The sequence below is a fragment of the Martinezella lusitana genome, assembly GCF_016901135.1.
GTDB classification, from domain to species: Bacteria; Pseudomonadota; Alphaproteobacteria; order Rhizobiales; family Rhizobiaceae; genus Rhizobium; species Rhizobium lusitanum_D.
On sequence record NZ_JAFEVL010000048.1, the window covers coordinates 307,427 to 327,977 of the forward strand.

Here is a 20,551-nt window from a genome sequence, read left to right on the forward strand (position 1 = left end):
TAGGTCTAAGGGCGTCATCTCGCCACCATGATCTGTCCCAATTGGCAAAGTTTGACCTTTGCGGCGGACGCGGTAAGCTTTCGCGGCGGCGCATCCGATCGCTTCTTGATTGCATGCCGTTCCTGTGTTTGATGGCAGCTCATGTCCATCGCTTCAGCCGCTCCCACCCAGCAAAACCCGCTTCAAGGCATGACGATCATGGCGAGCGCCATGATCATATTGCCGACGATGGATGCGATCGCCAAATACATGGCGAGTTTCGAAGGCATGTCGCCCGGCCAGGTGACGTTCTACCGCTTCTTCTTCCAGCTCGTCTGCATGCTGCCGCTGCTCGTGACCGTTTCCGGCCGGGCGGCTTTCTCAGCCAAGCGGCCCTGGCTGAACCTCTTGCGCGGCGCCTTGCATGGGGCCGCAAGCCTGCTCTTCTTCGCAGCCGTCAAATACATGCCGCTTGCCGATGTCTTCGCGATCTATTTCGTCGAGCCGTTCATGCTGACGGCGCTTTCAGCCCTGTTCCTCGGCGATAGGGTCGGCTCGCGGCGCTGGCTGGCGATCGTCGTCGGCTTCGGCGGCGCGATGATCGTCATCCAGCCGAGTTTCGAGATTTTCGGGTTGAAGGCCCTGCTGCCTGTGGCATGCGCGTTCCTCTTCGCGCTCTATCTGTTCATGAACCGTGCGGTCGGCGAAGCGGATTCGCCATTGACGATGCAGATCATGGCCGGTGTCGGCGGCACGCTGTTCATGGCTTTCGCTCTATTTGTGGGCACGTCGGCCGGCATTGCGGATTTCGAGCCTTCCCTGCCCGCCTCCGGGCTCGGTCTCGTGCTCCTGCTGATTCTCGGCTCGATTTCGGGCTATGCACACATGCTCGTCGTCAGAGCCTTCCGGCTGGCGCCATTGTCGCTGCTGGCGCCCTTCCAATATTTCGAGATCATCTCGGCCACCATCCTCGGCTATGCGATCTTCGGCGATTTTCCCAATCTTTCCAAATGGATCGGCATCGCCATCATCGTCGGTTCCGGTCTGTTCATCATCTGGCGGGAGCGCGTGCAGTCGCGATCGGCTAAATCCGCTTGAGCACACGCATCTTGCACATGGACCGACGGCGCAATTTGTGGCTAAAACACTGACACAGCAGATGTATTGGGCGGAGTTCGCATGTTCAAGAAAATCCTGATCGCCAACCGCGGCGAGATCGCTTGCCGCGTGATCAAGACGGCGCGCCGGATGGGCATCCTGACGGTTGCCGTCTATTCCGATGCCGATCGGGATGCCCTGCATGTCGAGATGGCCGACGAGGCCGTCCATATCGGCCCTGCTCCGGCCGCGGAAAGCTATCTCGTCGCTGAAAAGATCATAGCGGCCTGCAAGGAGACTGGAGCGGAAGCGGTTCATCCGGGCTACGGCTTTCTCTCCGAGCGCGCGTCCTTCTGCGCAGCGCTGGAGAAGGAGGGCATCGTCTTCATCGGCCCGAAGCCGAAGGCGATCGAAGCCATGGGCGACAAGATCGAATCGAAGAAATTCGCCAATGCCGCCAAGGTCTCCACCGTCCCGGGACATCTCGGCATCATCGATGATGCCGATCATGCCGAAAAGATTGCCGGCGAGATCGGCTATCCCGTGATGATCAAGGCATCCGCCGGCGGCGGCGGCAAGGGCATGCGCATCGCCTGGAGCAAGGATGAGGTGCGCGACGGCTTCGATCGTGCCCGTTCGGAAGCGAAAAGCTCCTTTGGCGACGACCGCGTCTTCATCGAGAAATTCGTCGTCGACCCACGCCACATCGAAATCCAGGTGCTGGCCGATGGCCACGGCAATGTCGTCTATCTCGGCGAGCGCGAATGTTCCATCCAGCGCCGGAATCAGAAGGTGGTCGAAGAGGCGCCCTCACCTTTTCTCGATAAAGCGACGCGGAAAGCCATGGGCGAGCAATCCGTGGCGCTCGCCAAGGCCGTGGATTATCAGAGCGCCGGCACGGTCGAGTTCATCGTCGACCGCGACAGAAATTTCTATTTCCTCGAAATGAACACCCGATTGCAGGTCGAGCATCCGGTGACGGAGCTCGTGACCGGCGTCGATCTTGTCGAGCAGATGATCCGTGTCGCCGCCGGCGGAAAGCTGCCTTTCAAGCAGGAAGACATCAAGCTGAACGGCTGGGCAGTCGAAAGCCGCCTCTATGCCGAGGATCCCTATCGCAATTTCCTGCCTTCGATCGGTCGTCTGACGCACTACCATCCGCCGCGCGAGGGCAAGCGCGGCAAATCCGTCGTCCGCAACGACACCGGCGTCTTCGAAGGCGCCGAAATTTCCATGTATTACGATCCGATGATCGCCAAGCTCTGCACATGGGCTCCATCTAGGCTGGAGGCGATCGAAGCAATGGGCGAAGCGCTGGACGGTTTCGTCGTTGACGGTATCGAACACAACATGCCGTTCCTGTCGGCGCTGATGAAGCATCCGCGTTGGCGTGAGGGGCGTCTTTCCACCGGCTTCATCGCCGAGGAATATCCGCACGGTTTTGCTCCGATGGCACCGGATGAGAGCCAGGCCGCCCAGCTTGCTGCAGTCGCTCTGTCCTGCAGCCTGATCGAATCCAACCGTCGCGAACGCTATGCCGACAGGCTGCGCCCCACGGCGGGACCGCTGCGGGAGAACTGGGTGGTCAAGCTCGGCGCCGATTACCTGTCCGTGGGGCTGCTGGATGGCGTGGTGACCATTCCATTCGAGATGGACATGCAGATAGGCGGAGAGACCGTGACTGTCGCGACCGATTGGCGTCCGGGTGACGCCGTATGGGTTGGCACAGTCGCCAAACATAGGATCACCGCCCAGATCCGCCCCGTGCTGAACGGCCTGCGCATTGACTGGCAAGGCATGTCCGTCAGGGTCAAAATATTCACGCCCCGCCAGGCGGAGCTCGACAAGCTGATGCCGGTAAAATTGCCGCCCGACACGTCGAAGCTGCTCCTTTGCCCGATGCCCGGCCTTGTCGTCGCCATTGCCGTCGCCGAGGGCCAGGAAGTCAAGGCCGGCGAGACTCTCGCCATTGTCGAGGCGATGAAGATGGAGAACGTCCTGCGCGCCGAACGTGACCTGACCGTCGGCAAGATCAACGCCAAGCCCGGTGAAAGCCTCGCCGTCGATGCTGTCATCATGGAATTCGCCTGATCAAAATACGGCATTAATTTCGCTTGAGCCGTCCCGCGCGCCCATGCCAATGTCCGCGCGAACCAAAACATTGCAGGAAGGGATGAAACGATGGATGTACGTGCTGCGGTAGCAGTTCAGGCCGGCAAGCCGCTTGAGGTGATGACGGTTCAGCTGGAAGGGCCGAAGGCGGGCGAAGTGCTGATCGAGGTGAAGGCGACGGGCATCTGCCACACCGACGACTTTACGCTGTCGGGCGCCGACCCAGAAGGCTTGTTTCCCGCCATCCTCGGCCATGAGGGCGCCGGCATCGTCGTTGACGTCGGTCCGGGCGTGACCTCGGTGAAGAAGGGCGATCACGTCATTCCGCTTTACACGCCGGAGTGCCGCGAATGCTATTCCTGCCTGTCGCGAAAGACCAACCTCTGCACCTCGATCCGCGCCACCCAGGGCCAGGGCCTGATGCCCGATGGCACGTCGCGCTTCTCGATCGGCAAAGACAAGATCCATCACTACATGGGCTGCTCGACCTTCGCCAACTTCACCGTCCTGCCGGAGATCGCGCTTGCCAAGGTCAATCCCGACGCGCCCTTTGATAAGATCTGCTATATTGGCTGCGGCGTCACCACAGGCATCGGCGCCGTCATCAACACCGCCAAGGTCGAAATCGGCTCGACCGCTATCGTCTTCGGTCTCGGCGGCATCGGTCTCAACGTGCTTCAAGGCCTGCGCCTTGCCGGCGCCGACTTAATCATCGGCGTCGATATCAACAATGATCGCAAGGCCTGGGGCGAAAAGTTCGGTATGACGCATTTCGTCAACCCGAAGGAGGTCGGTGACGACATCGTGCCCTACCTCGTCAACCTGACGAAGCGCAACGGCGACCTGATCGGCGGTGCCGACTATACGTTCGACTGCACGGGTAACACCAAGGTCATGCGTCAGGCGTTGGAAGCCTCGCACCGCGGCTGGGGCAAGTCCGTTATCATCGGCGTCGCCGGTGCCGGCCAGGAAATCTCCACCCGTCCATTCCAGCTGGTCACCGGTCGCAACTGGATGGGCACCGCCTTCGGGGGCGCGCGCGGCCGCACCGATGTGCCGAAGATCGTCGACTGGTACATGGAAGGCAAGATCCAGATCGATCCGATGATCACCCACACCATGCCGCTCGAAGACATCAACAAGGGCTTTGAGCTGATGCATTCCGGTGAAAGCATCCGAGGCGTGGTGGTTTACTAATAGTCGCCAACAAAACTGCATGCGGTGCTTGAGTTAATCACCGCATGCTATTCGAATTATTGAAGTATCCCATGATCTATGTCGATGCAGACGCCTGTCCGGTCAAACCGGAAATTCTGAAGGTTGCCGAACGCCACGGCATCGAAGTGACACTTGTCGCCAATTCCGGATTGCGCCCGTCGCGGGATCCGATGGTGCGGAACGTCATCGTCTCCAATGCTTTCGACGCCGCCGACAACTGGATTGCCGAGCATGCCGGTCCCGGCGACATCGTCGTCACGGCCGATGTGCCGCTCGCCGGGCGCTGTGTCGCCACGGGCGCGCTGGTGACCGGGCCAACCGGCCGGGTGTTCGACGTTGCCAATATCGGCATGGCAACCGCGATGCGCGATCTCGGCGCTCATCTTCGCGAAACGGGCGAGAGCAAGGGATACAACGCCGCCTTTTCGCCACGCGATCGCTCGACCTTCCTCGAAACCTTCGACCGGCTCTGCCGGCGCGCAAAAGCCCATCAATCGCCTGGAGACCAGTCTTGAACATCATTTCCCAGAACACCGCCTTCGGCGGCATGCAGGGCGTCTTTTCGCACGAGTCGGAAGCCTGCAAATGCGAGATGACTTTCGCAGTCTTCGTGCCGCCGCAGGCAATCAAGGAACCCCGTCCCGTCCTCTGGTATCTCTCCGGCCTCACCTGCACCCACGCCAATGTCATGGAAAAAGGCGAGTATCGCCGCATGGCCGCCGAGCTCGGCCTGATTATCGTCTGCCCGGACACCAGCCCGCGCGGCAATGACGTGCCGGATGAGTTGACCAACTGGCAGATGGGCAAAGGCGCCGGCTTCTATCTCGACGCCGCCGAGACGCCCTGGGCTGAGAACTACCGGATGTACACCTACGTGACGGAGGAATTGCCTGATCTCATCGCCAAGCAGTTCCGCGCGGACATGAGCCGGCAAGGGATTTTCGGCCATTCCATGGGTGGCCACGGCGCGATGACCATCGCGCTGAAGAATCCGGATCGCTTCAAGAGCTGCTCCGCCTTCGCGCCGATCGTCCAACCCTCGACGGCGGACTGGTCTGCGCCGGCATTCGAGAAATATCTCGGCGCCGACAAATCAGTCTGGAGACAATACGACGCCTGCTCCCTCGTCGAGGACGGCGCTCGCTTCCCGGAGTTCCTGATCGATCAGGGCAAGGCCGACAGCTTCCTCGAAAACGGCCTACGTCCCTGGCTGTTCGAAGAGGCTGTCAAAGGCACCGGCATCGGTCTGACGCTGCGCATGCACGAGCGCTACGACCACTCCTATTACTTTATCTCCAGCTTCATGGACGATCACCTGAAATGGCACGCCGAACGGCTGGCATGAAACGGGTGGCATGGCAGCCATGCGCTCAATAGCTTGAAAAGCTCTGGTAGCAGAGGCATATAGTAACCCGCGCAGACGGCTGCGGCGGCCGGCATTCTTATGCCAACCGTAACATCCGCGGGGACGGCCTCGCTCTTGATAATGGAGCGTAAAATGGCTTGGTTCCTGCTTTTCCTTGCAGGCTTGTTTGAAATCGGCTGGGCAGTCGGCCTGAAATATACCGACGGCTTTACACGGCCGATGCCGACAATTCTCACCATCATATCCATGGTCATCAGCATCGCGCTGCTTGGCCTTGCAGTGAAGACCCTGCCCATGGGCACGGCCTATGCCGTTTGGACCGGCATCGGTACGGTCGGCACCGTACTGTTGGGTATATGGCTGCTCGGCGATCCCGCAACCTTCGTTCGCCTGGCCTGCATCGGCCTGATCGTCGCGGGCATTGCCGGCTTGAAGCTCGTCGCCTGACGAGCCACGGTCACTGGCGCTGGCGATTGTCCAGCGCCCAATCCCCGGGACCGGCAAACACCAGGAACAGGAAGACGAAGCAGAAGAGCACTGCACCATCTCCCTGATTGTTGGCCGGGAAGAAGTTGATCTGCATATGCACCATAAAATAGGCAATCGCCATTTCGCCGCTAAGGAGAAAGGCAATGGGGCGGGTGAACAGCCCGAACAGGATGAGGACGCCGCCCACGAGCTCGATCACCCCCGCCACGAAGAACAATGTCGTGATCGCAAAGGGCGCGGGCGGAAAGCCGAAGAGCTTTTGCGTACCGTGCTCGATGAACAATAGGGCTGTAATGATACGCAGGACCGCGAGGGCGGCGGGCTGATACGGCGACAAGCGCTCGGAAAGTGACATAAGGATCTCCGTTCGAAGGGGGATGCGAACGAGATCCTGTCAAAAAATGCTCTCGTTCCACTGACTAGAGAGTCAACACGCGAGAGACAGATTTATTCGCCGGGCTCAGCCATGAGCCGAGCCCGGCATAAATGTGCTTATTTCTTATTGTTGTCGATCGCCAGAAGGCCTGGGCCTGCGAAGATCAGGAACAGGAAGATGAAGCAGTAGAGGATCGCTGCGTCACCGCCATTGTTGGCCGGAAAGAAATTCTTCGGCATGTGCGCCATGAAATAGGCGACCGCCATGTTGCCGCAGAGAATGAATGCGACGGGGCGGGTAAAGAAGCCGACAATCGTTGCCAAGCCGCCGACGACCTCGATAATACCCTGCACCAGAAGCAGGGTCGGCAGTGGGCTTGGGAATTGACCGCCCGGCGGGAAGCCGAGAAGCTTCTGCAAGCCATGTTCGATGAACAGCACGCCAGTGACAATACGCAGTACAGTAAGAGCATAGGGCTGATATTGATTCAGCCGATCGGAAAGCGCCATTTTAAACTCCAGTTTTAAATCCCCTGGAACCAAGCATTAGAGCGGACGCCCGTGAACGTGAAAACACGGATTCTGACGTCCAATCAATTTTCCGTGTGAAATCCGTGACTTGTTGTCACATATTCACAGCGGAATATTGTCGTGCTTCTTCCAGGGATTGGTCAGGTCCTTGTTGCGCAGCATCCGCAAGCCCTGTGCCAGCCGGCGCCGGGTCGAACGCGGCATGATCACTTCGTCGATATAACCGCGCTCGGCGGCGACGAAAGGTGACAGGAAGCGGTCCTCATACATCTTCGTATGGGCTGCGATCTTCTCCGGATCGGAAATGTCCTTGCGGAAGATGATCTCGACCGCACCCTTTGCACCCATGACGGCGATCTGCGCCGTCGGCCATGCATAGTTGAGATCGCCGCGCAGGTGCTTGGACGCCATGACGTCATAGGCGCCGCCGAAGGCCTTGCGGGTGATGACGGTGAGCTTCGGCACAGTCGCCTCGGCATAGGCGAAGAGCAACTTGGCGCCATGCTTGATCAGCCCGCCATATTCCTGCGCCGTTCCCGGTAGGAAACCCGGCACATCGACAAAGGTGACGATCGGGATATTGAAGCAATCGCAGAAGCGCACGAAGCGCGCCGCCTTGCGCGATGCATCGCTGTCGAGCACGCCGGCGAGCACCATCGGCTGATTGGCGACGAAACCAACCGTCGCCCCCTCGATCCTGCCGAAGCCGCAGACGATGTTCTTGGCGAAGCTCTCCTGAATCTCGAAGAAATCGCCCTCGTCCGCCACCTTGAGGATCAGTTCCTTGATGTCGTAGGGCTTGTTGGCATTGGCCGGGATCAGCGTATCGAGCGAGGTATCGGGCTCGGTGACGGATTGATAGCACTCGATCTCCGGCAGCGCAGAGGTATTCGATTGCGGCAGAAAGTCGATAAGGCGGCGCACCTGCAACAGCGTATCGACATCATTGTCAAAGGCGGCATCGGCGATCGAGGATTTCGTTGTGTGGACGGAGGCGCCGCCGAGCTGCTCGGAGGTAACGGTCTCGTTGGTGACGGTCTTCACCACATCTGGTCCGGTGACGAACATGTAGGACGTATCGCGCACCATGAAGATGAAATCGGTCATGGCGGGCGAGTAGACATCGCCGCCCGCACAGGGTCCCATGATGACGGAAATCTGCGGGATGACGCCGGATGCAAGCACGTTGCGCTGGAACACTTCGGCATAGCCGCCAAGTGCGGCCACGCCTTCCTGAATGCGGGCGCCGCCGGCGTCATAGATGCCGATGATGGGCGCCCGGTTCTTCAGCGCCATATCCTGTACTTTGGTGATCTTTTCCGCATGTGCTTGTGAAAGAGACCCGCCGAAGACGGTGAAATCCTTGGCAAAAATGAAAACGGTGCGCCCGTTGACCGTACCCCAGCCGGTCACGACGCCGTCGCCGGCGATCTTACTCTTGTCCATGCCGAAATCGGTCGAACGATGCTCGACGAACATGTCGAACTCCTCGAAGGAGCCCTCGTCGAGGAAGATGTCGATGCGCTCGCGGGCCGTCAGCTTGCCGCGCGCATGCTGGGCATCGATTCGCACCTGCCCGCCGCCGAGCCTAGCAACCTCACGACGACGCTCCAGTTCCTGCAGGATTTCCTTCATGAGGCCCTCTCTCCTTCGTTGCCCGGGCTTAGCACGGCGCGAGCGCGGTTTGAAGCTATCGGCTCAGTTCGCCAGCCGCGGCATGTTCAGCGAGAAAATGGAGCGGACGCGAGCGGCGATGTCCTCCGCCATCAGTTCATCGGCCGAGGCGGGATCAGGGGCGACGGTTTTTGTCTCGAAGGAGGCCATGGCGATGACGGCGCCACCGTCCACTGCCGCTGCGTCGATATTGATCTTGGCGCTGTTGCGATCTCGGTTGAAACCGCGCGCCTTGCGAACGTCTGTCAGGCGGATGGTAAGCGCGACCGGCGGCAGCGTCGCGCCGTGGGCCGTTGCGGCGATCGAGGCGTTCACACGATCATTGATAGCAGCAACCAGCACCGGCGATACCGGCGGCAAGGCCTGATCGGCCACGACGGTCGCGCTGCGAACGTCATAGGTTGGAGGAGGAGGATCAACGGACCAGCTCGAGCACGCAGTCAGCGCCAAACTTCCCGCGAGTGCCAATACGGCACCCGGCCTCGACAACAACATGATCCCTGTCCCGACTTCCAAATCCGCAAGATACGAAGGCTGTTATAAAGGACTGGAAATCAACAATATTCAACTGCGCAGTGCGGAAAAAACGTCGGTTGCCGCCTGAAATTCCTCGAAGCGTTGCGCGCGGCGGTGCTCCGCCTCCTCATCGCTGCCCCAATGTTCGATCGTCCAGTCTTCATCGAGATGCGCGAGCGACCAGACGTCGGCAAGCGGCAGCCAGCCTTCGGCAAAGGCTAGCGCCAGGATCGCGGAGCCGGTCATGGTCGTGATCGTATGCAGGCTCGCAAGCTCCATGGGCGTGTCGTATTTGCGCAGTACCACGGCGAAGGCGGAAATGGCCTCGCGGGGCTGCTCCTGGTGAATGACGCCCTCGGCCAGAATGAAGCGAGCGCCGATCTCGCGTGCCGCCCACTCGATCACCGGGTTCCAACGCTCCGACTGCCGCGCGACCAGACGCTCCGGCTCATCGGCGCGATAGCAAAGGAGATCGCTGCCGGAAAAGCGCACGATTTCGTCGAACACGGCCTGGCTTTCGATCGCCACACCATCGATGGCGCTGTTGACCAGACGGGTGACCGGCATTGTTGCTGGATCGATGAGGTCGACTTGTCTCGCCCATTCGGCTGCCACCAGCTTGGCAAGCGCTTCCGTCGGCAGCGCGAGAGAATGCCGCGCCGGCGTCTTGACTACCTTGCCGTCGAGCGCAATGGCATGGCCATCCTTGTCCGGGCTGATCGTCACGTCCTTGTAGAAGCGTTTCGGCAAGGGCCTCTTCATCTGGATCTGCGCGCGGCGGATCGGATCGGGATGGCTCAGGCCCTCGGAAAGATCGTTCAACAGGTCGCGCATGGCGTTACCTCAGAGAATATGGCTCAACAGGTCGTTCGGATGGTGGGCAATCGCATCGGCGCCGGCTGCCAGCAATTCCTCCACCGAAGCGTAACCCCAGGATACGCCGATGGCGGTCGCACCGGCAGCCTTCGCCATCTGCATGTCGTAAACGGCATCCCCGATGACGATGGTATCGTGCGGATCCATGCCGGTTTCGTCGCAGCATTCCGACACCATGGCCGGATGCGGCTTTGAGGGGCAATCGTCGGCGGTACGCGACACCACGAAATAGGGCGTGAAGCCGTTGGCTTCGAGAATATGGATGAGACCACGACGGGACTTGCCTGTCACCGCACCGAGCAGCAATTCGTCGCGGGATGCGAGAGTCTCGATCAGCGGCTTGATGCCGTCGAAGAGCGGCGTCTGCATATCCGCCTCGTCGCGCACGTCGGGAAAGATTGACTTGTAGTGCGCCGTCATGGCAATCGCCTCATCATCGACATGCGGCTTGCCCTGCATGCGGGCAATCGCGATATCCAGGCTGAGGCCGATGATCGACTTGGTGGCGGAAACATCCGGGCGCTTGTAGCCAAAGGCAACGAACGTCCGCGCCATGACCTCGTGGATCAGCCGCACGCTATCGACAAGCGTGCCGTCGCAATCGAAAAGAACGAGTTTCATTCGTCGTCCGGCTCCCCTGCCGATGCCATGTCGAGACCGAGAAGGTTCCATGTCTGCACCATGTGCGGCGGCAGAGGTGCCGTAACGCGCAGGCGGCCGCCATTGGGATGCGGAATATCGATATGGCGTGCGTGCAGATGCAGACGCTTCTGGACACCGCCCGGGAAATCCCAGTTCGGATCGTCATCGAAATATTTGGGGTCGCCGATGATCGGATGACCTATATGCAGCGCATGGACGCGTAGCTGGTGCGTACGGCCGGTATAGGGCTCCATCTCCAGCCAGGCGAGGCTCTGCGCAGCCATTTCGAGCACGCGATAATAGGAGATGGCGTGATCCGCGCCCTCCTCCCCATGCTTGGCGATGCGCATGCGATCGCCATCGGGAGTTGCTTCCTTTACCAGCCAGGTCGAGATCTTGTCCTCATGCTTGCGCGGCACGCCCTTGACCAACGACCAATAGGTCTTCTTGGTGTCGCGCTCACGAAAGGCCGCCGTCAGCTTCTGCGCCGCGCCGCGGGTACGAGCAACGACGAGGACGCCGGATGTGTCGCGGTCGAGACGGTGCACCAGGCGTGGCTTTTCGCCCTTCTTGCTCGTCCATGCCTCCAGCATCTTGTCAAGATGACGGACAAGGCCGGAACCGCCCTGCACCGCGAGGCCGGCCGGCTTGTTCAGCACAAAGACCTTCTCGTCTTCATGCAGCAGCATGCGCGCAAGAAGCTCGCCGTCGCCGGCGTGTTTGAGGTCGTTGCTGGCGATGGGGCCGCTCTTCAGGGCCTTGGCATCGACATCGAGAGGCGGCACGCGCACCGTCTGCCCTGGCTGCACGCGCGCATCCGTCTTGACACGGCCGCCATCGACACGCACCTGGCCGGAACGCAATAACTTTTGCAGCTGACCGAAGCCGAGCCCCGGAAAATGCACCTTGAACCAGCGGTCGAGGCGCATGCCGGCTTCGTCAGGCTCGACCTGTATATGTTCAATCCCGGCCATTGTTCTTCTTTCAAATGCCGCAGCATGTTCCGGAAAATGCCAAACGCTCGTTGGACGGGATCATGCCTATTCAAATAACGGGGCCAGTTGCCCCGCAGCCGGATATCCCGGCCTTTCGACGTGGCTTTAGAGCATTTCGAGCAAAAGTGGAAACTGGAATTATCCGGGCCGGATATTTTTCTGGCTCAGTTTCCCTTGGCCGACACGACAGGCAGATCGAGATCGATCATCCCGGCTTTCTCGAACATCAGCATCATAGGCACCGTGCCCCCCTTTTTGAAGGACGTCTTCACCTGCTTGAACATCATATGCATGGTGCTCGGCGCAAGCGTCACGGTAGCGCCGGCAGGAATGGCGATACCGCCCTTAATCTCGCGCATCTTCATGATCTCGCCGTCCATCTTCATCTCGTGCAGTTCCACCTTGCCCGCATCCGAGGATGTGACTGATGTCAGCTTATCGTCGGTCTTGCCGCCATTGTGGATCACGATATAGCCACCGCCGACCGGCTGACCGGGCAGCATGGCGCGGACATAACCGCCGCTGATATCGAGATCGCCGAGCTTACCGGTGGCTGAACCGGATGGCGCCGCCTGCGCATCCATATGCATCCCGGCCATGCCCTTCATGTCGCCGCTCTGCTGCGCCATTGCGCCGCCTGTCGAAAGCGAAAGTGCTGCTGCTGACATCAGCAATGCTGCGACGTGACAACGGTTCATCATTCTCTCCTGCCCGGCTCCTCTATCGACCCGAAGGGATAGCCTTTCGGAACCTCGTTGCAAAGCCCCACCTTTCGCCGCTCCTTGGCTGCTCGAATGGCGCGACAAAAATTTGTTCAACGGCGACATTTGCCCCTTGCCATCTCTCTCGACTACCAGATAATGACACTCGACCTTGTTGGGAGAATCCGGCGCAAGCCGGTGCCGAAGGAGCAACCGCCCCGGAAACTCTCAGGCCCAAAGGACCAGCAAGGGGCAGACGGAACTCTGGAGAGAAGCGCGCAAGCGTTCGCCGAAGGGATAACAATCTCAGGCAAACAGACAGAGGGGGCTCATCGTCAGGCGCAACCGTGCCGAAATTGTGAGCTCTGCGCTCGGATATGAGCGCAAAACCCGGAGGCGTCATTGGACGAGACCGCTGCCCTCAAGAAGACACCCCTTTACGACCTGCATGTATCGCTCGGCGCCCGCATGGTGCCGTTTGCCGGTTACGACATGCCCGTGCAATATGCCGCAGGCGTCATGAAGGAACACCTTTGGACCCGCGCTTCGGCCGGCCTGTTCGACGTGTCGCATATGGGTCAGGTGACGATCCGCGCCCGTTCCGGCAAATATGAGGACGCGGCTCTCGCGCTGGAAAGCCTCGTGCCGGTCGATATCCTCGGCCTCGCGGAAGATCGCCAGCGCTATGGCTTCTTTACCGACGACAACGGCGGCATCCTCGACGATCTGATGATCACCCATATGGATGACTACCTCTTCGTCGTCGTGAACGCCGCCTGCAAGGAGCAGGATCTCAAGCATCTTCAAGATCATATCAGTGATAGCTGCGAAGTTACCTTGCTTGATCGCGCGCTGATTGCCCTGCAGGGGCCGCGCGCCGTTTCCGTGCTTGCAGAGCTTTGGGCCGACATCGCCTACATGAAGTTCATGGATGTGCGCCATTGTCGCCTGCACGACGTTTCCTGCCTCGTGTCGCGCTCCGGCTACAGCGGCGAGGACGGCTTCGAGATTTCCGTACCGGCCGACAAGGCCGAGGATATCGCCAAGCGGCTGCTCGAGCACCCGGATGTGCAGCCGATCGGCCTCGGCGCCCGCGACTCGCTGCGCCTCGAAGCCGGGCTCTGCCTCTATGGCAATGACATCGACCAGACCACGACGCCGGTGGAAGCCGCGCTCGAATGGGCGATGCAGAAGGCCCGCAAGACCGGCGGCGCGCGCGCCGGCGGCTTTCCCGGCGCGTCCCGCATTCTCGCCGAACTCGATGGTGGCGCCCCGCGGCGCCGCGTCGGCCTGAAGCCGGAAGGCAAGGCGCCCGTGCGCGGTCATGCCAAGCTCTATGCCGATGCCGAGGGCAAGACTGAGATCGGCGAGGTTACCTCGGGCAGCTTCGGTCCGAGCGTCGAGTCCCCCGTCGCCATGGGCTATGTGCCCACGAGATTCTCCTCGCCCGGCACGACCGTCTACGCCGAGGTGCGCGGCAAATACCTGCCCGTCGCCGTCAGCGCCCTGCCTTTCGTCAAGCCCACCTACAAACGCTGAACGTCTTTTCCAGAGAGGATTATCCATGCTGAAATTCACCGAAGAACATGAATGGCTGAACATCGATGGCGATGTCGCGACGGTCGGCATCACGGCGCACGCCGCCGAACAGCTCGGCGATCTCGTTTTCGTGGAACTGCCCGAAGTCGGCGCCAGCTTCTCCAAGGGCGACGATGCGGCAACGGTCGAATCCGTCAAGGCAGCTTCCGAGGTCTATTGTCCACTTGACGGCGAAATCACCGCGGTCAACGAAGCCATCACCGCCGATCCGGCACTCGTCAACTCCGACCCCATGGGTGCGGGCTGGTTCTTCAAGCTGAAGCTGAAGAACGTGAGCGATGTTGATGGTCTGCTTGATGAATCCGGTTACAAGGAGCTGATCGGATAATGACGACGCCTACGGAATTCACATTCACCGATTACCAGCCCTACGATTTTGCCAATCGCCGCCATATCGGCCCGTCTCCCTCGGAGATGACCGATATGCTTGGCGTGATCGGCTACAAAAGTCTCGACGGCTTGATCGATGCGACGCTGCCGCCGGCCATCCGCCAGAAGGCGCCGCTTGCATGGGGCGCACCGATGACGGAACGCGAGGCGCTCGACAAGCTGCGCGAGACCGCAAACAAGAACAAGGTTCTCGTCTCGCTGATCGGCCAGGGCTATTACGGCACGATCACGCCGCCGGTCATCCAGCGCAATATCCTCGAAAATCCCGCCTGGTACACCGCATATACCCCTTACCAGCCGGAAATCAGCCAGGGCCGCCTCGAGGCGCTGCTGAACTATCAGACGATGATCAGTGACCTCACAGGTCTCGATGTCGCCAATGCCTCGCTGCTCGATGAAGCGACCGCCGCGGCCGAAGGCATGGCGATGGCGGAACGCGTCGCGAAATCGAAGGCCAAGGCCTTCTTCGTCGATGCCGATTGCCATCCACAGACCATCGCCCTGATCAGGACCCGAGCCGAGCCGCTTGGATGGACCGTCATCGTCGGCAATCCCTTCACCGACCTCGATCCGGTCGATGTCTTCGGTGCGATCTTCCAGTATCCAGGCACGCATGGTCACCTCAACGACTTCAGCGGGCTGATCTCCAGATTGCATCAGACGGGCGCCATCGCCGTCGTCGCAACTGATCTGCTGGCGCTGACGCTGTTGAAATCGCCCGGCGAAATGGGTGCTGATATCGCCATCGGCTCCTCCCAGCGCTTCGGCGTGCCTGTGGGATATGGCGGTCCGCACGCGGCCTTCATGGCGGTCAAGGACGCTTACAAGCGCTCCATGCCCGGCCGCCTTGTCGGCGTCTCGGTCGACGCGCGCGGCAATCGTGCCTATCGCCTGTCGCTTCAGACCCGCGAACAGCATATCCGCCGCGAAAAGGCGACGTCGAATATCTGCACGGCACAGGTGCTGCTCGCCGTCATGGCCTCGATGTATGCCGTGTTCCACGGTCCGCAGGGCCTCAAGGCCATCGCCCAGCAGGTCCACCAGAAGGCCGTCCTGATGGCCAAGGGGCTGGAAAAGCTCGGCTATGCCGTCGAGCCGGAAAACTTCTTCGACACGATCACGGTCGAGGTCGGCCATATGCAGGGTCTGATCCTGCGTGCTGCCGTCGCCGAGGGTGTGAACCTGCGCAAGGTCGGCGAGACGAAGATCGGCATGAGCCTCGACGAGCGCACGCGCCCGGCAACGCTGGAAGCCGTCTGGCGTGCCTTCGGCGGCGATTTCCGCATCGCCGATTTCGAGCCGTCCTACCGCCTGCCGAAGAGCCTGTTGCGCACCAGCGAATACCTGTCGCATCCGATCTTCCACATGAACCGCGCGGAAAGCGAGATGACCCGCTACATCCGGCGGCTTTCCGACCGCGATCTGGCGCTCGACCGTTCGATGATCCCGCTCGGCTCCTGCACGATGAAGCTCAACGCTACGGCCGAAATGCTGCCGATCACCTGGCCGGAATTCTCCGACATCCATCCTTTCGTTCCAGCCGATCAGGCACTCGGCTATCGCGAAATGATCGATGATCTGACGGAGAAGCTTTGTGCCGTGACCGGTTACGACGCATTCTCCATGCAGCCGAACTCCGGCGCGCAGGGCGAATATGCCGGCCTGCTCACCATCCGCAACTACCATATCGCCAATGGTGAGGGTCATCGCGATATCTGCCTGATCCCGACTTCGGCCCATGGCACCAACCCGGCCTCGGCGCAGATGGCGGGCATGAAGGTGGTGGTCGTCAAGGTCAGCGACGACGGCGATATCGACATGGCCGATTTCCGCGCCAAGACCGAGCAATATGCCGACAACCTCTCCTGCTGCATGATCACCTATCCTTCGACGCACGGCGTTTTTGAGGAGACGGTGAAGGAGATATGCGATCTCGTGCACAAGCACGGCGGCCAGGTCTATCTCGACGGCGCCAATATGAACGCCATGGTCGGCCTCTCCCGCCCCGGCGACATCGGCTCCGACGTCAGCCACCTCAACCTGCACAAGACCTTCTGCATCCCGCATGGCGGTGGCGGTCCCGGTATGGGCCCGATCGGCGTCAAGGCGCATCTGGCGTCTCACCTGCCCGGCCATCCGGAGACGGACGGGCGCAGCGGCGCGGTTTCGGCAGCAGCCTTCGGCTCGGCCTCCATCCTGCCGATCTCGTGGAGCTATTGCCTGATGATGGGCGGCGAAGGGCTGACGCAGGCGACCAAGGTGGCGATCCTCAACGCCAACTATATCGCCGCCAGGCTGAAGGGCGCCTACGACGTGCTCTACAAGTCGAAGACCGGACGCGTGGCGCATGAATGCATCATCGATACGCGTCCGCTGGTCGACAGCGCCGGCGTTACTGTCGATGACGTCGCCAAGCGCCTGATCGATTGCGGCTTCCACGCTCCGACCATGAGCTGGCCGGTTGCCGGAACGCTGATGATCGAGCCGACCGAATCGGAGACCAAGGCCGAACTCGACCGGTTCTGTGAGGCGATGCTGGCGATCCGCGAGGAAGCCCGCGCCATCGAAGAGGGCCGGATGGACAAGACCGACAATCCGCTGAAGAACGCGCCGCATACGGTGGAAGACCTCGTGGGCGAATGGAACCGGCCCTATTCCCGCGAACAGGCCTGCTTCCCGCCTGGCGCTTTCCGCGTCGACAAATACTGGTCGCCGGTCAATCGCGTCGACAATGTCTACGGCGACCGCAATCTGGTGTGCACCTGCCCGCCCGTAGAGTCCTACGCCGAGGCGGCTGAATAGGCCTTTTGCGAAAAAGCGAAGCGGTTCAGTCGCTTCGCTGACAACAGACATAAATCTATTGCGAAACTTGTCTATGAAAACGCCGCGCGTCCCAACGGATGCGCGGCGTTTTTTATGACGCGTCGATAGGCCCTGGAAGTCAGACACTATGCCGGAACAGCCGGATTTTCATTTCATCACTGGGCGAGCGGAGCATTCCTCAGCCCCGCTGCTTCTGCTGCATGGCAGCGGCAGCGATGAGGCCTCTTTCGTCCCGCTTGCGGATGCGATTGGCTCGCAGCGCCCGTATATGGCTCTGCGCGGTGCTATCGACTGGGAAGGAGGGTTCGCCTTCTTTCGCCGCAATCCTGACCGCGGCCTGGATCATGTCGATCTGGACAGGCAGACGGAGAGGCTCTGTCGTTTCATTAGAGCGGCGATAGAGCGAAAGCTGCTCGCCCAGCCGCCTGTTCTGCTCGGCTTCTCCAATGGCGCCATCATGGCAACATCGATCCTTCGGCGGCAGCCCGAGCTCGCATTAGCTGCTATTTTGATGCGACCTCTTTCGCCAGCGCCGGGTGCAGAGTTTGCGTCGATGCCGGCGCTACCGATCCTGATCACCGCAGGCGAGCACGATCAACGCCGGGAGCCCGGCGACGCGGATCTCGTCAAACAACAATTTGCAAACGCCGGCGCGGATGTCAGCGCTCTTGTGCTGCCAACCGATCATGGCCTCCATCAAGACGAGGCCGACATCATCCGCGACTGGCTTACACGGAAAGGCATATGAAATGAACGAGGAAAATCCCTTCGATACGGATAATCCCGACAGCTATATCGCAGCCGCCTTTGAGACCGACGATCCGTCCTCCATTGCCAGGGCTTTGGGCGAAGTGGCGCGTACGCGCAATATGAGCAAGCTTGCCAAGGATGTCGGCATGAACCGCTCGGCGCTCTATCGCGCCCTCAGCGGCGAGGGAAATCCCGAATTCGCGACGATCCTGAAAGTCGTCAAGGCACTCGGCCTCAAGCTGACGCCGGTGCCGGCCGCACATTGAGAATCCAACACGCTCTGAAGTGAAATAACGACAAAATCCGCTTTAAGCGGGCTGGACGGCCTGCCGTTGCGCCGCCAAGGCGGCAAGATCGGCGGGCTTCAGTTCGACGGACTCGCCACAGCCGCAAGCAGATGTCTGGTTCGGATTGGTGAACGTAAAGCCCGAACGCAAGGTCGTGGTCTCGAAGCCCATTTCGGTGCCAAGCAGATAAAGCACGGCCGACGGCTCGACCCAGACCCTGGCGCCGTCGTGCTCGATCAGGTCGTCCTTCAGGTTCGGCTCGGCCACCAGGTCGATGGTATATTCCATCCCTGCGCAGCCGCCCTTCTTGATGCCGACGCGAACGCCCTTGGCATCGGACCCGGAATTCTCGACGATCGCCTTTACGCGCGCAGCCGCGGTATCGGTCATAGTCATCACTGCAAAGCCCATGGGCTCATTCTCCTTCCGCGACCGGGGTCAAGATCCGGCGCTTCGAGTCTTAATGTAAAGCCGGCGGCCCAAAGCTTCAATACCAGCCGATGGCCACTTGCGCTTCTTCCGACATGCGGTCCGCGCTCCACGGCGGATCGAAGGTCATGCTGACGTCGACGCCGGAGACGCCTTCAACGGCGCCGACAGCGTTTTCGACCCAGCCCGGCATCTCGCCGGCAACCGGGCAACCGGGCGCGGTCAGCGTCATGACGATCTTCACCATGCGGTCGTCTTCGATATCGATCTTGTAGATCAGACCGAGTTCGAAGATATCGGCCGGAATTTCCGGATCGTAGACAGTCTTCAGCGCGGCGATGATGTCGTCGCTGAGGCGAGCCAGCTCACCCTCGGGAATGCTGGAATGCACGATCCCTTCGCGTACATCGATCTTCTGTTCGCTTTCGTCGAGTGACATTGCTTGCCTCCTTAGGCAAAGAACTTGCGCGCATATTCCAGCGCATCCGCCAAAGCATCCACTTCGGCGCGCGTATTGTACAGGCCGAACGATGCACGGCATGTGGAGGTAACGCCGAAGCGTTTCAAGAGCGGCTGGGCGCAATGCGTCCCCGCGCGCACCGCAACCCCCTGACGGTCGATTACCATCGACACGTCATGGGAGTGGATACCCGCGAGTTCGAAGGAGAAGATACCACCTTTTCCGGGTGCCGTGCCGAAAACTCGCAGCGAATTGATATCCCGCAGCCGCTCCGCCGCGTAGACAGCAAGATCGGCCTCATGTCGGGCGATCGCCTCTCGGCCGATGCTCTCCATGTAGTCGAGCGCGAAACCAAGCCCGATCGCCTGCACGATCGGCGGCGTGCCGGCTTCGAAGCGATGCGGCGGATCGTTATAGGTGACGTTTTCCTCGGTCACATCGAAGATCATCTCGCCGCCGCCCTGGAAAGGCCGCATCTCGGCGAGCCTCTCCTTCTTGCCGTAGAGAACGCCGATGCCGGAGGGACCATAGAGCTTGTGACCGGTCATGACGTACCAGTCGCAATCAATATCCTGCACGTCGACAGGCAGGTGCACGGCGCCCTGCGATCCGTCGATCAGCACCGGAATGCCGCGCTCATGCGCGATGCGGCAGACTTCCTTCACCGGAACGATGGTCCCGAGCGCATTCGACATATGGGTAATGGCGACGAGCTTGGTCCGTTCCGTCAGGCTTTTCTCGAAATCCTCGATATGGAAGGCGCCTTCGTCGTCAACAGGCACCCAGACGAGCTTTGCACCCTGTCTTTCACGAATGAAGTGCCAGGGAACGATGTTGGAGTGATGCTCCATAATGGAGACGACGATCTCGTCGCCTTCGCTCAGCTTCGGCATGCCCCAGCCATAGGCGACCGTGTTGATCGCCTCGGTCGAATTCTTCGTGAAGACGATATCGTCCACCGACGGCGCATTCAGGAAACGGCGCACCTTTTCGCGCGCTGCCTCATAGGCTTCGGTCGCGGCATTGGAGAGGAAATGCAGGCCGCGATGCACATTGGCATATTCGCTTGAATAGGCATGCGAGATCGCATCGATGACGACCTGCGGCTTCTGCGCCGATGCGCCATTGTCGAGATAAACAAGCGGCTTGCCATGCACCGTCTTCGCCAGGATCGGGAAATCCCGGCGAATAGCTTCGACGTCATAGGCCGTTGCAGGCATGATCTTGTCCACGAGCTTTGC

General features: G+C 60.5%; 22 protein-coding genes and 2 riboswitches. Of the genes, 11 read left to right on the forward strand and 11 right to left on the reverse strand.

Annotated features, from left to right (window positions below; all coding sequences use genetic code 11):
- Positions 1–141 precede the first annotated feature (141 nt).
- The 6 genes from JTP94_RS22335 to sugE all read left to right on the forward strand — a co-directional run bounded on the left by JTP94_RS22335 (position 142) and on the right by sugE (position 6,220).
- Positions 142–1,077: a DMT family transporter gene (locus JTP94_RS22335; RefSeq protein ID WP_204852638.1), complete on the forward strand. Its 936-nt coding sequence runs from the start codon at positions 142–144 to the stop codon at positions 1,075–1,077.
- 81 nt (positions 1,078–1,158) lie between these two features.
- A complete protein-coding gene (locus JTP94_RS22340) occupies positions 1,159–3,168 on the forward strand; it encodes an acetyl/propionyl/methylcrotonyl-CoA carboxylase subunit alpha (RefSeq protein WP_204852639.1) in 2,010 nt (669 codons plus the stop codon).
- Between the two features lie 90 nt (positions 3,169–3,258).
- The gene (locus tag JTP94_RS22345) at positions 3,259–4,386 is read left to right on the forward strand and encodes an S-(hydroxymethyl)glutathione dehydrogenase/class III alcohol dehydrogenase (protein WP_204852640.1); all 1,128 of its coding nucleotides are present in this window, start codon (positions 3,259–3,261) and stop codon (positions 4,384–4,386) included.
- Positions 4,387–4,457: 71 nt separating this feature from the next.
- Positions 4,458–4,922, forward strand: coding sequence for a YaiI/YqxD family protein (locus JTP94_RS22350; RefSeq protein WP_204852641.1), 465 nt, complete (start codon positions 4,458–4,460; stop codon positions 4,920–4,922).
- On the forward strand, positions 4,919–5,752 hold the full coding sequence (gene fghA / locus JTP94_RS22355; protein ID WP_204852642.1) for an S-formylglutathione hydrolase: 834 nt from the start codon (positions 4,919–4,921) through the stop codon (positions 5,750–5,752). Before JTP94_RS22350 ends, fghA begins: the two co-directional genes overlap by 4 nt.
- A gap of 153 nt (positions 5,753–5,905) precedes the next feature.
- Positions 5,906–6,220, forward strand: coding sequence for a quaternary ammonium compound efflux SMR transporter SugE (gene sugE / locus JTP94_RS22360; RefSeq protein WP_204852643.1), 315 nt, complete (start codon positions 5,906–5,908; stop codon positions 6,218–6,220).
- Positions 6,221–6,230: 10 nt separating this feature from the next.
- Here the strand turns inward: sugE and JTP94_RS22365 are convergent, their stop codons facing one another.
- The 8 genes from JTP94_RS22365 to JTP94_RS22400 all read right to left on the reverse strand — a co-directional run bounded on the left by JTP94_RS22365 (position 6,231) and on the right by JTP94_RS22400 (position 12,569).
- Positions 6,231–6,617 carry a DoxX family protein gene (locus JTP94_RS22365; RefSeq protein WP_204852644.1) on the reverse strand — a complete coding sequence of 129 codons (387 nt, stop codon included), beginning with the start codon at positions 6,615–6,617 and terminating at the stop codon, positions 6,231–6,233.
- Between the two features lie 137 nt (positions 6,618–6,754).
- The gene (locus JTP94_RS22370) at positions 6,755–7,147 is read right to left on the reverse strand and encodes a DoxX family protein (protein ID WP_204852645.1); all 393 of its coding nucleotides are present in this window, start codon (positions 7,145–7,147) and stop codon (positions 6,755–6,757) included.
- Between the two features lie 123 nt (positions 7,148–7,270).
- Positions 7,271–8,803: an acyl-CoA carboxylase subunit beta gene (locus JTP94_RS22375; RefSeq protein WP_204852646.1), complete on the reverse strand. Its 1,533-nt coding sequence runs from the start codon at positions 8,801–8,803 to the stop codon at positions 7,271–7,273.
- A 63-nt stretch (positions 8,804–8,866) separates the two neighbouring features.
- Positions 8,867–9,337: a hypothetical protein gene (locus JTP94_RS22380; protein WP_204852647.1), complete on the reverse strand. Its 471-nt coding sequence runs from the start codon at positions 9,335–9,337 to the stop codon at positions 8,867–8,869.
- A 69-nt stretch (positions 9,338–9,406) separates the two neighbouring features.
- The gene (locus JTP94_RS22385; protein ID WP_204852648.1) at positions 9,407–10,192 is read right to left on the reverse strand and encodes an ATP12 family chaperone protein; all 786 of its coding nucleotides are present in this window, start codon (positions 10,190–10,192) and stop codon (positions 9,407–9,409) included.
- A gap of 9 nt (positions 10,193–10,201) precedes the next feature.
- On the reverse strand, positions 10,202–10,855 hold the full coding sequence (locus tag JTP94_RS22390; RefSeq protein WP_204852649.1) for an HAD-IA family hydrolase: 654 nt from the start codon (positions 10,853–10,855) through the stop codon (positions 10,202–10,204).
- Positions 10,852–11,850 (reverse strand): RluA family pseudouridine synthase, encoded by a 999-nt coding sequence (locus tag JTP94_RS22395; protein ID WP_204852650.1) that lies wholly within the window; start codon positions 11,848–11,850, stop codon positions 10,852–10,854. Before JTP94_RS22395 ends, JTP94_RS22390 begins: the two co-directional genes overlap by 4 nt.
- A gap of 185 nt (positions 11,851–12,035) precedes the next feature.
- On the reverse strand, positions 12,036–12,569 hold the full coding sequence (locus JTP94_RS22400; protein ID WP_204852651.1) for a copper chaperone PCu(A)C: 534 nt from the start codon (positions 12,567–12,569) through the stop codon (positions 12,036–12,038).
- A gap of 169 nt (positions 12,570–12,738) precedes the next feature.
- A riboswitch (glycine riboswitch) is annotated at positions 12,739–12,823 on the forward strand.
- A gap of 3 nt (positions 12,824–12,826) precedes the next feature.
- Positions 12,827–12,904, forward strand: a riboswitch (glycine riboswitch).
- Between the two features lie 70 nt (positions 12,905–12,974).
- Between JTP94_RS22400 and gcvT the strand changes: the two genes are divergently transcribed.
- The 5 genes from gcvT to JTP94_RS22425 all read left to right on the forward strand — a co-directional run bounded on the left by gcvT (position 12,975) and on the right by JTP94_RS22425 (position 18,400).
- Positions 12,975–14,111, forward strand: coding sequence for a glycine cleavage system aminomethyltransferase GcvT (gene gcvT, locus JTP94_RS22405; RefSeq protein WP_204852652.1), 1,137 nt, complete (start codon positions 12,975–12,977; stop codon positions 14,109–14,111).
- 25 nt (positions 14,112–14,136) lie between these two features.
- Positions 14,137–14,499, forward strand: a complete 363-nt coding sequence (gene gcvH, locus JTP94_RS22410) for a glycine cleavage system protein GcvH (RefSeq protein WP_047556651.1) — start codon at positions 14,137–14,139, stop codon at positions 14,497–14,499.
- Complete coding sequence (gene gcvP, locus JTP94_RS22415; RefSeq protein WP_204852653.1) at positions 14,499–17,363, forward strand: aminomethyl-transferring glycine dehydrogenase; 2,865 nt, start codon at positions 14,499–14,501, stop codon at positions 17,361–17,363. The genes gcvH and gcvP overlap by 1 nt, the downstream gene beginning before the upstream one ends.
- A 148-nt stretch (positions 17,364–17,511) precedes the next feature.
- The gene (locus tag JTP94_RS22420) at positions 17,512–18,132 is read left to right on the forward strand and encodes an alpha/beta hydrolase (protein ID WP_204852654.1); all 621 of its coding nucleotides are present in this window, start codon (positions 17,512–17,514) and stop codon (positions 18,130–18,132) included.
- Between the two features lies 1 nt (position 18,133).
- On the forward strand, positions 18,134–18,400 hold the full coding sequence (locus tag JTP94_RS22425; protein WP_037202314.1) for an addiction module antidote protein: 267 nt from the start codon (positions 18,134–18,136) through the stop codon (positions 18,398–18,400).
- Positions 18,401–18,442: 42 nt separating this feature from the next.
- On the opposite strand, the gene sufA is transcribed toward JTP94_RS22425, so the two are convergent.
- From sufA to JTP94_RS22440, 3 genes are all read right to left on the reverse strand, one after another.
- Positions 18,443–18,832, reverse strand: coding sequence for a Fe-S cluster assembly scaffold SufA (gene sufA, locus JTP94_RS22430; RefSeq protein ID WP_204852655.1), 390 nt, complete (start codon positions 18,830–18,832; stop codon positions 18,443–18,445).
- Positions 18,833–18,908: 76 nt separating this feature from the next.
- Positions 18,909–19,289: an SUF system Fe-S cluster assembly protein gene (locus tag JTP94_RS22435; protein ID WP_034504882.1), complete on the reverse strand. Its 381-nt coding sequence runs from the start codon at positions 19,287–19,289 to the stop codon at positions 18,909–18,911.
- A gap of 11 nt (positions 19,290–19,300) precedes the next feature.
- Entirely contained in the window at positions 19,301–20,542 is a 1,242-nt protein-coding gene (locus tag JTP94_RS22440) for a cysteine desulfurase (protein WP_204852656.1), read from the reverse strand.
- Positions 20,543–20,551 lie beyond the last annotated feature (9 nt).